At 69.8% G+C, this 14634-nt stretch carries 11 protein-coding genes; 3 read left to right on the top strand and 8 right to left on the bottom strand.

What is annotated here, in order from left to right; translation table 11 throughout:
• Nucleotides 1–72 precede the first annotated feature (72 nt).
• The 3 genes from P0Y60_04105 to P0Y60_04095 form a co-directional block, all read right to left on the bottom strand.
• Nucleotides 73–2139: an acyl-CoA dehydrogenase gene (locus P0Y60_04105; GenBank protein ID WEK61950.1), complete on the bottom strand. Its 2067-nt coding sequence runs from the start codon at nt 2137–2139 to the stop codon at nt 73–75.
• A gap of 354 nt (nt 2140–2493) precedes the next feature.
• A complete protein-coding gene (locus tag P0Y60_04100) occupies nt 2494–4266 on the bottom strand; it encodes a glycoside hydrolase family 3 N-terminal domain-containing protein (protein ID WEK61949.1) in 1773 nt (590 codons plus the stop codon).
• Complete coding sequence (locus P0Y60_04095; protein ID WEK61948.1) at nt 4263–5561, bottom strand: MFS transporter; 1299 nt, start codon at nt 5559–5561, stop codon at nt 4263–4265. The genes P0Y60_04100 and P0Y60_04095 overlap by 4 nt, the downstream gene beginning before the upstream one ends.
• Nucleotides 5562–5694: 133 nt before the next feature.
• Here P0Y60_04095 and P0Y60_04090 point away from each other — a divergent pair, with 133 nt between their 5' ends.
• Nucleotides 5695–6972, top strand: coding sequence for a TetR/AcrR family transcriptional regulator (locus P0Y60_04090; GenBank protein WEK61947.1), 1278 nt, complete (start codon nt 5695–5697; stop codon nt 6970–6972).
• Between the two features lie 327 nt (nt 6973–7299).
• Here the strand turns inward: P0Y60_04090 and recQ are convergent, their stop codons facing one another.
• Complete coding sequence (gene recQ / locus P0Y60_04085; GenBank protein ID WEK61946.1) at nt 7300–9321, bottom strand: DNA helicase RecQ; 2022 nt, start codon at nt 9319–9321, stop codon at nt 7300–7302.
• 80 nt (nt 9322–9401) lie between these two features.
• On the opposite strand from recQ, the gene P0Y60_04080 reads away from it, so the two are divergent.
• Together P0Y60_04080 and P0Y60_04075 are read left to right on the top strand one after the other, a co-directional pair.
• Nucleotides 9402–9773 carry an N-acetyltransferase gene (locus P0Y60_04080; GenBank protein WEK61945.1) on the top strand — a complete coding sequence of 124 codons (372 nt, stop codon included), beginning with the start codon at nt 9402–9404 and terminating at the stop codon, nt 9771–9773.
• Nucleotides 9773–10690, top strand: a complete 918-nt coding sequence (locus P0Y60_04075) for a pirin family protein (protein WEK61944.1) — start codon at nt 9773–9775, stop codon at nt 10688–10690. The genes P0Y60_04080 and P0Y60_04075 overlap by 1 nt, the downstream gene beginning before the upstream one ends.
• Before the next feature lie 122 nt (nt 10691–10812).
• On the opposite strand, the gene P0Y60_04070 is transcribed toward P0Y60_04075, so the two are convergent.
• The 4 genes from P0Y60_04070 to P0Y60_04055 all read right to left on the bottom strand — a co-directional run bounded on the left by P0Y60_04070 (nt 10813) and on the right by P0Y60_04055 (nt 14632).
• Entirely contained in the window at nt 10813–12270 is a 1458-nt protein-coding gene (locus tag P0Y60_04070; GenBank protein ID WEK61943.1) for a cation acetate symporter, read from the bottom strand.
• Nucleotides 12267–12641 carry a heavy metal transporter gene (locus tag P0Y60_04065; GenBank protein WEK61942.1) on the bottom strand — a complete coding sequence of 125 codons (375 nt, stop codon included), beginning with the start codon at nt 12639–12641 and terminating at the stop codon, nt 12267–12269. Before P0Y60_04065 ends, P0Y60_04070 begins: the two co-directional genes overlap by 4 nt.
• The gene (locus P0Y60_04060; GenBank protein WEK61941.1) at nt 12638–13357 is read right to left on the bottom strand and encodes a LytTR family DNA-binding domain-containing protein; all 720 of its coding nucleotides are present in this window, start codon (nt 13355–13357) and stop codon (nt 12638–12640) included. Before P0Y60_04060 ends, P0Y60_04065 begins: the two co-directional genes overlap by 4 nt.
• 93 nt (nt 13358–13450) lie before the next feature.
• A complete protein-coding gene (locus P0Y60_04055; protein ID WEK61940.1) occupies nt 13451–14632 on the bottom strand; it encodes a histidine kinase in 1182 nt (393 codons plus the stop codon).
• Between the last annotated feature and the right edge of the window lie 2 nt (nt 14633–14634).

Raw genomic sequence — 14634 nt, 5'->3', positions numbered from 1 at the left:
GCCGCAGACGACAGATCCGGGGCGGAATCGAGTGATTCCGCCCCGGATCTGAGGAGTTGTGAACGGCCGAGGTCAGCGCTTCTGCTTCTTCAGCGCCTTCTCCTGGATCGGCGCCTCGCCGGATGCCGCGAGATCGGCGTAGTACGCACGGGCCTCGTCCTGACGCTCGCGCTCCACACCCGTGGCGATCGGGGCGCGCACGTGCTCGGGCTCGTAACCGAACGACTTCACGAGGTCGAGGGCGTGCGGCCGCAGCCGCGCACACAGCCGGTCGATGTAGCTCGACACCGCGGCGGCGCGCTGGGTCGACAGGCGCCCGTGGATCAGATGCCAGGCGAGGTGCTTCTCGATCAGCTGCAGACCGAAGAGGTCGCGCAGCCAGGTGAGCACCTTCTTGGTGTCGTTCTCGTCCATGCCACGGACGGCGTCGGTGAACGCCTCCCACTGCAGCAGTTCACCGTGCGCGCGGGCGGCCTCGATGAGCTCGGCCTGGTTCTCGTTGAACAGGCGGGCGCCCAGAGCCTTGTCCTTGGCGCCGGGACGCAGTCGGCCGGCGATGTCGGCCACCATCTGCTGCACCCGACCGGCCAGCAGCTCGTGCTGCTGCTCCTCGCGCAGACCGTTCTCGACCGAGCGCGACACCTGACCGAGGTCGGCGAAGGCCTGCCCCAGCTGCCGAAGGCCCGCGCCGTGGAACACCTTGCCCGCGGTCATGCCGACCGCGAACTTCGCCAGCGACGCGGCATCCTTCCCGGTGAACTGCCTCGCGTAGTCAGTGAGCAGACGCTTGCCGACGAGCTGCAGCAGCACGTTGTTGTCGCCCTCGAACGTGACGTAGATGTCGAGGTCGGCACGGAGCCCGACGAGTCGGTTCTCGAACATGAAGCCGGCGCCGCCGCAGGCCTCGCGCGCCTCCTGCAGCGTGTCGAGCGCGTGCCAGGTCGACAGCGGCTTGAGTGCTGCGGCCAAGGTCTCGAGGTCTTCCCGGTCGGCCGGAGTGTCGATGCGCCCGGAGAAGACGCCGTCGAACTTCTGCAGGAACTCGTCGTGCGCGAAGATCTGCGCATACGTGGTCGCGAGTCGCGGGAACAGTCGGCGCTGGTGCTTGCCGTAGTCGAGCAGCACGACCTCTTCACCATCGACCCCGTCGAACTGGCGGCGCTGGGTGGCGTAGGTGATCGCGATGTCGAGTCCGAGGGCGGATGCCCAGGATGCCGCACCGTCGAGCGACACACGCCCCTGCACCAGCGTGCCGAGCATCGTGAAGAAGCGACGGCCGGGGCTGTCGATCGCGCTGGAGTAGGTGCCGTCGGCGGCCACGTCGCCGTAGCGGTTGAGCAGGTTGGTGCGCGGGATGCGCACGTGATCGAACGAGAGCCGCCCGTTGTCGATGCCGTTCAGCCCACCCTTGAGTCCGTCGTCCTCGCGGCCGATGCCGGGCAGGTCCACGCCGTCGTCACCGCGCAGCGGCACGTAGAAGCAGTGCACGCCGTGGCTCACGCCGTTCGTGATCAGCTGCGCGAACACGGTCGCCGCGATGCCGTGCAGGGCGGCGTTGCCGAGGTACTCCTTCGTCGCCCCGCGGAACGGGGTGTGGATGACGAACTCCTCGGTCGCAGGATCGTAGGTCGCGGTGGTGCCCGCGGATGCCACGTCGGAGCCGTGCCCGATCTCGGTCATCGCGAACGCGCCGGGGATCGAGAGGTCCATCACCCCGGGAAGCCACTTCTCGTGGTGTTCCCGCGTGCCCAGCTGCAGGATCGCCGATCCGAACAGCCCCCACTGCACGCCCGACTTGATCTGCAGGCTCGGGTCGGCGACGACCAGCTCCTCGAAGCCGGCGATGTTGGCGCCGTTGTTCTCCTCGCCCCCGAGCCACTTCGGGAACGCGCGGTGCACGGCCTTGTTCTCGACCAGCAGATGCAACTGGCTCAGCACGCGCTCGCGGTGCTCGTCCTTGCCGAGCTCGTCCTTGCGCCAGAACGCGGAGTCCTTGATCATCTCGCGGGCCTGGCGGCGGGTCTCGCCCCAGGTGCCCATCAGCAGCTCGTTGACCTGGGCCACATCGAGGTGCGGGGTGGGGGTGGCGTCGTTCGACTCGGTGGGTGTCGTCGAAGAACGGACGGCGGCGTCGACCATGGGCATTCCTCTCGAGGAGAAGTAGGGATGCTCTCATGGTAGGTCTGCGACAAACGAGGGCGAACTCGCCTGTCGGCATCCTCCAACGCAGTCCCGGCCGTGCCCCGTCCCGCATTGTCGTCAGGCGACAGGATGGGGCTGGGGCTGGTGCGGGACAGGTCGCATATGGTCGCCTCAACACGCGCGAAGCGACCATATGCGACCGCTCTGGGGCAGGGGTGGTCGCACACTGTCGCATCAGCCCGCGCGAAGCGACCATATGCGACCGCTCCCGACAGGATGCCCCGTCGCCAGGCGACAGGATGCCCCGTCGCCAGGCCACAGGACGCCCGTCGCCTGGCGAACAGCTGTGCTCTAGAGGGACAGCCCGTGGCCGAAGCGGAACAGCGGGTCGGCGGTGTCGAACGGCACATCGGGGGCGGATGCCTCGACCGCCGCCATGGATCGCGGCAGGTCGAACGGCAGCTTCCCGTGCGCAGCGAAGGCTCCGCTGAGCACGTCGAGCAGCGCCGCGCCGGACGCGCCCCAGTTGACCGTCACGGCCGCCGCGGCATCCACGAGCGGGGTCAGGATCGGCGGCCGGTCGGCGAGCACGTCCACGACGGTCGGCACGACGGCAGCGACGGCCTGCACGTGATCGACGACCTCGGTGTCGAAGTCGAGCGACCCCGCGTGGAAGAAGTTCTCGAACATCGTCTCGCGCTCCTCGAACGGCGCCTGCAGTCGGATGATCGCGAGGTCGGCCTCCGCCGGTGTGGCGACGACCTGACCGTAGTCCGCCGCCACCTCTGCGGAGAGCCCTTCGACGTACAGCTTCAGACCGCGGGCGAACGGCAGGGCTCCGGCGTTCGTGAGCACGGTGATCGACGCACGCTGAGCCGATTCCCCGGCGTCACGGAACTCCGCGTTGCCGACGACCTCGTCGGCGGCATCCTCGTCGACGAAAGGATCGTCGAACAGGCCGAGCTCGAACTTCTCGCGCAGGAGCCGTCGGGCCGACACGTCGATGCGCTCCTCGGTGACCTCGCCGTCGGCGACGAGCTCCAGCAGCAGCTCGGGGCAGTCCTCGCCGCCGAACTGGTCGGCACCGGCATCCAGCACCTTCTTCATGCGCTCCCGGGGCGAGAGGTCTTCCACACCCCACGCTCGCGCTGGGAAGGGCTGCCCGAAGATCTCGGAGTCGTTGATCAGCCCCCAGTCGGTGCACACGAGTCCGTCGAAGCCGTAGCGCTCGCGCAGCAGACCCGTGATCACGGACTTGTTGAAGCCGAATCCGACCTCTTCGTACTCGGTCCCGACCGGCATGCCGTAGTACGGCATCATCTGACGGGTGCCGGCGGCGAGCGCATCCTCGAAGGGCTTGAGGTGCAGTTCGAACTGCCCGCCGGGGTACACCTGCTCGCGACCGTACGGAAAGTGCGGATCTTCACCGTCCTTCTGCGGACCGCCACCGGGAAAGTGCTTCGTCATGGTCGACACCGAGCCCGGGCCGAACGACGCACCCTGGAACCCGCGGATGTAGGCGGCTCCGAGCACGCCGGACAGCTCGGCATCCTCTCCGAACGTCGCGGTCTGCCGCGCCCAGCGGGGCTCGGTCGCCAAGTCGACCTGCGGATGCAGGGCGACGCGCAGACCGACGGCCGTGTACTCCTGGCGTGCGATGTCGGCGAAGCGCTCCACGAGTTCCGGGTCGCGCGTCGCTGCGAGGCCCAGCGTCTCGGGCCACTGCGAGAAGGGTCCCGCGAGGATCGAGGCACCGGGGTTCTCACTGAACGAGTGCCGCGGGTCGGTCGACAGGGTCACAGGGATGCCGAGACGGGTGGATGCCGCGAGCCGCTGCACGGCGTTCTGCCAGGCGGCGATCTCGCGCCCGGTCGGCGCAGCGCCGAGCAGGTTGAAGTGCGTCATCTGCTTCTTCTCGAGGAAGTCGCGCGCGCTCGGGGTACTGAAGATCGGGTTCGGCTCATCGAGGTCGCCGATCGCGATCATGGTGTGGAAGAAGAGACCTGCCTTCTCCTCGATCGTCATCTCGTCGAGCAGCAGCTGCACGCGCTCGTCGACCGGCAGGTCGGCGTCGAGCCAGGGACGGGTCGCCGTGGTGGTCGTGGTGGCGTCGGTCATGGTCATTTGACTCCCTTGATGCGGTAGACGAGCACGGCGCCGGCCAACGCGACCAGCGCGCCGAACAGATACCACGTGGTGTAGCCGCCGAGCGGGGTGGCCGCGCCGAGGGCGATGATGCCGGGGGCGATCACGGGGGCGATCGACTGCGGCAGCGCATTGGCGATGTTGAGCACGCCGAGATCCTTCGCCGTGTCCTCCGGGTTGGGGAGTACCTCGGTGGCGAGCGCGAGATCGACGGAGAGGAACGAACCGGCTCCGAGCCCGATGATCGTCTGCGCGATGATCACGGTCGTGATGTCGGGGGCGAGGGCGAGGATGACCAGGCCGACGACCATGATCACACCGGCGATCGCGACGAACGGACGGCGCTTGCCGATCCGGTCGGAGAGGATGCCGCCGAGGGGTGCGGAGATCGCCATCGCGGCCATCGACGCCAGGTTCGCGAGGAGGATCGTGCTGATCGCGCCCTGCTCGTCGAGGGAGAACTTGGTCACGAGGTACAGCGGCAGGAAGGTCGCGATACCCGCGTAGCCGAACATCACGAAGAACTTCGTGAGCCAGGTCCAGCCGAAGTCGGGGTGCTTGCGGGGGTTGAACACGAACGACCCGAAGAAGGTCTTGGCCGTGAACCGCTCGGCGGGCTTCTCCGTGAGGCGGCGATCCTTCAGGGTGAGCACGAAGACCACGACCAGGATCAGCGCGATCACACCGGGAACGACGAAGCGCTCGAAGTCGCCCGGCAGGAAGTTCACGATGAAGCTGCCGGCCAGGATGCCGATCGGCGTGGTGATGCCGACGATGCCCGACACCTTGCCGCGACTGTTCACGGGGACCTGATCGGGCAGAGTCGCGTTGGCTGCGGCGAGCACCGCGTTCATCGACGCCTGCACGAGGCACCAGGCGAGCAGCACCATCCACACCGAGCTCGCGACGCCGATGATGGCGAAGCCTCCGAGCCCCACGAGCGCGCCGCCGAGGATCCACGGGCGGCGCATGCCCCAGCGGGAGGTCGTGCGGTCGGAGAGACGGCCGACCAGCGGGTTCGCGATCAGGGCGAATGCCGCACCGACACCCATCACGAGGCCGAGACTTCCCGTCGTGTTGTCGGGATCGATGTGCTGGATCTTGAACGCCATCGACACCATCACCGGGGTGAGGAGGGCGAGGTAGACACCGAAGTTCACGGCGGCGAGGCCGGGGGTGTAGCCGCGGGGCGTGCGAGGCGGCGTCGTTCCCGGCGCCTTGAAGCCGGTCGTGCCGACCGCGGCCGCATTGGCGGCCGATGACAACTCTGTCATGGGGGGTCCTTTCGGGAGGGGCGCCGAGCTCCGATGGTGGCGCTGAGATGAAGATACACGAATCTCGACCGATTGGTAAGTGAATGTCGACCGATTGGTAATGAGCGAGGATAGGATGCAGGAGGAGGACGCGATGACGACCATCACGCCGACGGGCTCACGCACCAAGCGAGCCGCCGCCACGCGGCAGCGCATCCTCACCGCCGCGCACGAGTTGTTCGTCGCGAACGGCTACCGCTCCACCTCGCTGCGCGACATCGCGGCCGCGGCATCCGTCAGCCATCCCGGCCTGCTGGGCCACTTCGCGTCGAAGGACGAACTGCTCGCCGAGGTCGTCGCCGAGCTCGAGGCCGACAACGAGTCGGTCTTCGCCGGGATCGCGGCGGCTGCCGAGCCGGGCGAGCTCGTGTTCGCGCAGCTCGCCGCACGCAACGACCGCACCGAGGGCTACCTCGAGCTGTTCGCCGCGCTCACCGGCGAGGCATCCGCACCCGCGCACCCCGCCCACGCGCGCATGCGGGCCCGCTACGCCCGGCTGCGCGCGCTCAGCGCCGAGGTGCTCGAAGACGCCAAGTACCACGGGGTGATCTCCGGCGACCGCGACGTCGACGGAGAGACCGTGCGGCACACGGCCGGATGGGACGGACTGCAGTTGATCTCGCAGTACCTGCCCGCCCAGGTCGATGTCGTCGAGATGCTCGAAGAGCGCGAGAGTCTCTGGGCATCGCCGGTCGGATGGCGGGATCCCGATGAGGCCGTCTCCCGCGACGAACCCGCGGGGCCCATTCCCGAGATGTTCGAGGTCGCCGTCGCCGGGCCGGACCCGGGCTATGCGGTCGGCCGACGCCGACGCGCGCAGATCGTCGCCGATGCGACGCGACTGTTCTCGCGCGGAGGGTACGGCGACACGAGCCTGCGTGACATCGCCGAGGCCGTCGGGGTGTCGAAGTCGACACTGCTGCACCACTACCCGTCGAAGGAAGCGCTGCTGAGCGCGGTGCTCGCGGCGCGCGACGGGGCCATCCGCACGAACCAACCGATCGCCGAGCGCACCTCGGCAGGCGATCTGCTGCGCGGGATCCCGGAGGGCGCCCGGTTCAGCGCCCGCGAAGAACCCGGACTCGTCGAGGTGTACGCCGTGCTCTCGTGCGAGGCCGTGCCCGCAGGGCATCCGGCGCACGCCTACTTCACGGCACGCTTCGAGAGTGGGATCGAGTACTTCACCGAACTCTTCCGGCTCGCCCAGCTCGACGGCGATCTGCCCGAGCATCGCGACCCCGCCCACGAGGCACTCTGGCTGATGGCGCTGTGGGACGGGCTCCAGTACCAGTGGCTGTACGACCGGGATGCCGTCGACGTGTCAGCCCAGCTGCACGCACACCTCGACGACGTGCTGCCCTCGCGTCCCTGATCCCCTGGCCCCTTGGCCCCCTGGTCCCCTGGTCCCCTGGCCCCCTGACCCCTGGCCCCTACACGAACTTGGCACCTGACGCCGGAATACGCGCGCTATAGCGACAACACGTGCCAACTCCACGCGCAGCCCCTGAACGAACTTGGCACCTCACGCCGGAATACGCGCGCGATAGCGACAACACGTGCCAACTCCACGCGCAGGCTCACCCCCCACTGCACGAAGTTGACACCTCACGTCGGAATACGCGCGCGATAGCGACAACAGGTGCCAACTCCAGGGTCCGACAGGTGCCAACTCCACACCATGCACCTGACGCGGGGAGGGTCAGTTCGCGGCGACGATCGCGATCACGGCCTCACCGTAGGCCTCGCGCTTCTTCTCGCCGATGCCGGTGATGCCGTCGAGGTCGGCGAGGGATGCCGGACGATGCTCGGCGAGTGCGCGCAGCGTGGCATCTCCGAACACCACGTACGCCGGCTTGCCCTGCTCGCGGGCGGTCTCGGCCCGCCACACCCGCAGCGCCTCGAAGAGGGAACGATCTCCCTCGCCGAGAGTGTCGGCGGCCGACGCCTTGCGAGCCCGCGTCGGCGAGGACGCGCGGCCGATCGTGTCCTTCCGCAACGGCACGGCGGTCTCGCCCTTCAGCACTCCGGCGGATTGCTCCCCCGGCGCGAGGGTGCCGTAATCACCCTGCGCGACCAGGATGCCGCGAGCCAGCAGCTGACGCACGACGCTGCGCCAGTCCTGATCCGAGAGGTCGGATCCGATGCCGTAGGTGGCGAGCTTGTCATGGCCCTGCTGACGCATGCGCTCGGTCGAGGCCCCGCGCAGGATGTCGATCAGATGCCCCGCGCCGAACGACTGATTGCGCTCACGCTTGAGGCGGACGATCGTCGAGAGCAGCTTCTGCGCCGGCACGAGGCCGTCGAACGTCGCGGTGTCTTCGAGGCACGTGTCGCAGTTGCCGCACGGCTGCGAGTCCTGCCCGAAGTACCCGAGCAGGTTCTGACGACGGCACTCCACGGTCTCGCACAGGGCGAGCATCGCGTCGAGATGCTGCCCCATGCGCATCTTGAAGGTGCGATCGCCCGGGCTCTGATCGATCAGTCGGCGCTGCTGCACGACATCGCCGAGCCCGTACGCCATCCATCCCACCGCGGGCTGACCGTCGCGGCCCGCTCGACCGGTCTCCTGGTAGTACCCCTCGACCGACTTCGGCAGGTCGATGTGCGCCACGAAGCGCACGTCCGGCTTGTCGATGCCCATGCCGAACGCGATCGTCGCGACCATCACGACGCCGTCCTCGCGCAGGAAACGCGACTGGTTCGACGCGCGCACCTCGGCCGGCAGACCCGCGTGATACGGCAGGGCGTCGAGCCCCTGCGCGGCGAGATAGGTCGCGGTCTGCTCGACCGACTTGCGGCTGAGCGCGTAGACGATGCCCGCCGCACCCCGGTCCTGCGAGCGGATGAACGCCACGAGCTGCTTGCGCGGATCGACCTTGGGCACGATCCGGTACTGGATGTTCGGCCGGTCGAAGCTCGCCACGAAGTGCTTCGCGCCGTCGAGGTGCAGCCGCTCGGTGAGCTCCTGATGCGTGGCGCGGGTCGCGGTGGCCGTCAGCGCCATGCGCGGCACTCCGGGGAAGCGGTCGCCGAGGTCGCCCAGCGCGAGGTAGTCGGGGCGGAAGTCATGACCCCACTGCGACACACAATGGGCTTCGTCGATCGCGATCACGCTGAGCGTGCCGCGCTGCAGAAGGGCCGTCGTCTGCGGGTTCGACAGGCGCTCGGGCGCGACGTAGATCAGATCGAGCTCGCCGTCGACGTACGCCCGCTCGACCTCGCGCCGCTCGTCGATGGCCTGCGTGGAATTGAGGTACGCCGCCTTCACTCCGTTGGCACGCAGCGCATCGACCTGGTCGTGCATGAGGGCGATCAGCGGACTCACCACGAGACCGGTGCCCTCCCGCACGAGCGCGGGCACCTGGTACGTGATGCTCTTGCCGCCACCGGTCGGCATCAGCACGACGGCGTCGCCGCCCGCGATCACCTGGTCGACGATCGCTGCCTGATCGCCGCGGAACTCGTCGTAGCCGAAGACCGTGCGCAGCGCCTCGCCCGCGGTGGCGTAACGGCTCGGAGTGGAGCGGCGGACGGCGGGGGCGGATGCTGCCACCACGGGCGTCGTCGGGCCGGGACCCCAGTCGAGCGGCGGTTCGAAGCCGGCGCCCTGCGGCTCCCAGTCCATCGGCTCGGGCGGCTCGGACGGCTCCCAGCCGCCCTCGTCCCACGGCTCGTCGGCGTACGGCAGATCCGCGTACGGGTCACGGGGAGTCTGCGGCATCCCTCCAGCGTAACGACCTCCACCGACCTCGGCCCGCGGGGACGGGCGTAGGTTGGACGAAGACGCCAGAAGGAGCACCGATGACCGATATCACCGTCACCCGAGAGGACGAGGCTTCGCGCTACGAGATCCGCTCCGACGACGCACTCGCGGGGTACGCCGAGTTCGAGCGGCGCCACGGTTCGATCCGTTTCACGCACACCGAGGTCGACCCCGTGTTCCAGGGTCAGGGTCTCGCCGGCAAGCTCGCCGCCGCCGCCCTCGCGGATGCCGCGGCATCCGGCGACGCGATCGTGCCGCTGTGCCCGTACATCGCGCGCTATCTCGAGACGCACGAGATTCCCGGGGCCGAGATCCGCTGGCCGCGGATCCCCGCGCCCACCACGGCACCGGATGCGACACCGGATGCCGGCAGCGCCGACACCGCCGGCACCGAGGCCGCTGGCGCCTGATGATCGGCTCGCGGAGGATCGTGCTCGAACCGCGCGAGGTTCCGCTCGGCGGGGTGCGCGGCATGAAGGTGCTGCGTGCGCTCCCGCACCGCAACCTCCCGACGATCGGCGCCTGGTGCTTCCTCGACCGGTTCGGCCCCGCCGAGACGCGGATGCGCGTCGAGCCGCATCCGCACATCGGGCTGCAGACCGTGACCTGGCCGCTGACCGGAGAGATCCGGCATCGTGATTCGCTCGGCAGCGACGTCGACCTGCGCCGCGGACAGTTGAACCTGATGACCGCCGGCGACGGCATCTCGCACTCCGAGTACTCGCTCGGCGAGGGGCCTGTGCCACTCGACGCGCTGCAGTTCTGGGTCGTGCTCCCGGAGTCGGCGCGTCACGGCGCCGCCGGTTTCGAGCGGCACACCGACCTGCCCGCCGCGTCTCTCGCCGCCGACGACGGAGCGGATGCCGCGGCCACCGTCGTGCTGGGAGAGTTCGCCGGCGTGCGCTCTCCCGCATCCGTGCACACCCCGATCGTCGGCGCCGAGATCGTCATCCCTGCGGGCAGCCGTGTGCGCCTGCCGTTGCGCTCCGACTGGGAGCACGCGCTCATGCTGGTCGAGGGCGATGCGGTGGTGTCGGAGCATCCACTCGATCGCAACGATCTGCTCTACCTCGGCGACTCGCGCGACGAGGTCGAGGTGTCGTCGACCGGCGGCGGGCTGCTGTTCCTGCTCGGCGGCGAGCCCTTCGAGGACGACATCGTGATGTGGTGGAACTTCGCCGGCCGCTCACACGATGAGATCGCCGAGGCGCGCGAGGAGTGGGAGGCCGCGTCGGCCCGATTCGGGGTCGTCGAGGGGCACGACGTGCGCATCCCCGCGCCTCCCCTGCCGCCCGTGCGACTGATGCCGCGCAGCCGACAGATCTAGCGCGGCCGGTGCGGGGCGAAACCCGGACCATGTGGCATCCGCCCGGCGCGGCGCGCTGCGACCCGCCGCATCCGCCACAGTTCGTCCGGGTTTTGCACGCTCCCCCGCGGCGCGCAACCCCGTCAGCCGCGCTCCGGCGTATGCACGCGGGCGAGGAAGCGGTCGGTGCGGGGCGAAGGTCCGCGCGGGTCGAGCAGCGAGACGCCGATCGTGACCGCGGTGGCGAGCGGGATCGTCCAGGCCGCCGGCTGCGCGAGGTAGGGGGCGGCGACGCCCACCCCGTCGATCGCCGCGTGCACGAGCAGTGCCAGGCCCGCCGCGACCCCGCCGCAGACCATGCCGGCCACCGCTCCGCGCGCGGTGAGCCCGCGCCACCAGACGCCCAGCAGCACGACGGGCGAGAGGGTCGACGCGGCGATCACGAACACCACTCCCACGCTGGCGACCAGTCCGGCCGGAGCAGTGAGCAGGGCCACGGCGAGCGGCACGAGCGCGCAGAGCACAGCCGACAGGCGGAACGAGCGCACGGAACCCGAGAACACGTCCTGGCTGATCACCCCGGCGAGCGAGACGACGAGCCCCGCCGACGTGGCGAGGAAGGCGGCGAAGGCGCCGGCGACGATCAGCGCCGTGAGCAGCTCGCCGAAGACTCCGGGGAAGATTCGTGAGGGGAGCAGCAACACGACCGTATCGGCGACCCCCGGCACGGCGAGGTCGGGGGCCGCGATCCGGGCGAGCAGCCCCATAGCGCTCGAGACCGCGTAGAACGCGCTCACCATCACGATCACGATCACGGTCGTGCGGCGCGCCGACACCCCGGTCGGACTCGTGTAGAAGCGCACCAGCACGTGCGGCAGCCCCATCGTGCCCAACAGCAGCGCGAGGAGCAGGGATGCCGACTCGTACGCGTCGAACCCCGACGGCCCGGCCTCGGAGGGGAACACGAGTGCCGGGTCGAAGTCGTGCGGACCGTTGCTGAGCGCGAAGGCGATGCACACGACCGGCACCAGAAGGGCCGTGAGTTTGAGCCAGTACTGGAACGCCTGCACGTAGGTGATCGCGCGCATGCCTCCGGCGGCGACCGACGCGGCTACGAGCACCGCTACCGTCACGGCGCCCACCCACTCGGGCAACCCCGCGACGACCACGAGCGTGATGCCCGCGCCATGCAGCTGCGGCACGATGTACAGCCACCCGATGATCAGCACCGCGAGGCTGGTGACGCGGCGGGCCGAGGTCGATTCCAGTCGCGCCTCGATGAAGTCGGGGATCGTGTACGCGCCGCTGCGCCGCAGGGGAGCCGCGACGAAGACGAGCACCAGCAGGTACCCCGCCGCGTACCCGATCGGGAACCAGAAGCCGCGAGCGCCGTCGAGCAGAACAAGCCCCGAGAGCCCGAGGAACGTGCCGGCGGAAAGGTACTCGCCGCTGATCGCCGAGGCGTTCCACACCGGACGCACAGTACGCGAGGCCACGAAGAAGTCGCTCGTGGTGCGCGAGACACGCAGCCCGTAGACACCGATGAGCAGAGTCGCGATGATGACGAGCGCGACCCCGATCAGATCCATCGCGGCGTTCATTCGCGGTCTCGCAGGGCACGGTAGCGGCGTTCATTGCGCGCGGCGGTGCGCGCGTACAGCAGGGCGAACACCAGGATGATCGGGTAGAAGGCGAAGGCCTGCAGCAGCCACGACAGCGGCATCCCCCACAGCACGATCTCGTCCATCGCGGGGATCAGCGCGATCGTCAGGGCCAACGCCACGACCACGAGCACGAACCCCGCGATCGTGCCGAGCGCGAGCCGGAGCTGGCTGCGCAGGAGCGCGCGGGCGTAGACGGCATCCGCTTCATCGACCGGCGCACCCGGCAGCGCGATCCCGCGCGTGAGGGTCGATGCCCGCCGCGGCGGCACGTCGGCCGTCACGCGCACCCGCTTCGGCGCCTCGGTCACCCGGCGCCCTCACCCCGCACGAGGGCGTCGCGCACCGCCGACACCAGACGCCGACTCACCGGCAGCGCGACGGCGCCGATCGACACCGAGGGCTCGGCCCCCGACAGGCGCACCTCGGTCACCGCCGCCGCGCGCACCATCCACGACCGATGGATGCGCACGAATCCGGCATCTGCCCACCTGCCCTCCAGCTCCGAGATCGGGATGCGCACGAGGTGGCCCGCCCCGTCGTCGGTGTGCAGGCGGGAGTAGTCGCCCTGCGCCTGCACCCAGCGCACATCGCGTCGATTGACGAACCGCACGGACGCGCCGACGGTCACCGGAAGCACCTCGTCGTCGCCCGTCGTCGCCGAGTCGCCCAGCTCGACGACCCGATCGACCGCACGGCGCAGCCGCTCGGCGCGCACCGGCTTGAGCACGTAGTCGGCCGCGCGCAGCTCGAACGCCTCGACCGCCCGCGCCTCATCGGCCGTCACGAAGACCACGGCGGGCGGATCGGCGAGCGAGAGGAACGCCCGCGCGAGCTCGGTGCCCAGCAGACCCGGCATGTGGATGTCGAGGAAGGCGATCCGCACCGCACGCTCCGACAACTGGCGCAGCGCATCCGCTCCCGTGCTCGCGGTGAGGATCTCGCCGATGCGGTCGTCCAGGCGCAGCAGATGCACCAGCTCATCCAGCGCGGGCTTCTCGTCGTCGGCGACGAGGACGTCGATCATGAGCGCACCCCACTCGTTGTCCGCGACATCCCACTCGTCGTCCGCGACATCCCACTCGTCGTCCAGGACATCCCACTCGTCGTCCAGGACATCTCAGTCGTTGTCCGGATCGTTCAGCGGCTGCGACTTGGGCACCCGCATGCGCACCAGGGTACCCGCGCCCGTGTTCGTCTCCACGACCAGTCCCCCGTCGGTGCCGTACAGCTGGCGCAGGCGCGTGTCGACGTTGCGCAGCCCCACGTGCAGGCCGTCGTCGCCGGCGGTGAGCACGGCGCGCAGCCCCTCCGGATCCATGCCGATACCGTCGTCCTCGACGGTGATCTCGGTGTGCGTGCCGTCGTCGCGTGACGCGATGAGGATCTCGCCTCCGCCCTCGCCCGGTTCGAGGCCGTGACGCACGGCGTTCTCGACCAGCGGCTGCACCGAGAGGAAGGGGATGACCGTCGCGAGGGTCTCGGGGGCGATGCGCAGCGTGACCTGCAGGCGCTCGCCGAAGCGCGCGCGCTCCAGCTCCAGATAGGAGTGGATGCTGCCCAACTCGTCGGCGAGCGTCGTGAACTCGCCCTGCCGCCGGAAGGAGTAGCGCGTGAAGTCGGCGAACTCCAGCACGAGCTCGCGGGCCCGCGCCGGGTCGGTGTGGATGAACGAGGCGATCGCGGTCAGAGCGTTGTAGATGAAGTGCGGCGAGATCTGCGCCCGCAACGAGCGCAGTTCGGCCTCGGCCAGCTGGGCGCGTGAGGCGTCGAGGCCGCCCAGTTCGACCTGCGCGGCGCACCAGTCCGCGACCTCCTCCGCCGCGCGGATGAGCGTCGCGCGCACCGGAGCGGCGAAGGCGACGACCACTCCGACCACACGACCGTCGACGAGGATCGGTGCGCCGACGCCCTCGAGGTGATCGGCGTCACCGGATGCCGGGAACACCTGACGCCGTCCCGATGCCCGCACGCGCTCGGCGATGCGCAGTGCGCTGGGCTCCAGCCCGTCGGATGCTCCGTCGAACGAGACCGTGTCGTCGGCGCCGACGATCGCGACCGCGACGCTGCCGAGCAGCACACGCAGGTGGCGTGCGGCCGTGGTGACCTCGGGCGTCGACAGCCCTCCGCGCAGATGGGGTGCGGCGAGGCTCGCGTGGTGAAGCGCGCGCAGGGCTGCCTGCTCGGCGTCGCTCCCGAGATCGGTCGCACCCCGCGCGAGCCGTCGGGCGAGCAGCAGCAGCACCGTGAGCACGATGCCCCCGACCGCGCCGAGGACCGCGGCGAGAACGACGTCGGTCATGG

The sequence above is a fragment of the Candidatus Microbacterium colombiense genome (assembly GCA_029203165.1).
GTDB classification, from domain to species: Bacteria; Actinomycetota; Actinomycetes; order Actinomycetales; family Microbacteriaceae; genus Microbacterium; species Microbacterium colombiense.
The sequence above is the reverse complement of the archived record's forward strand: the minus strand, read 5'-3'. Positions and strand labels throughout refer to the sequence as shown.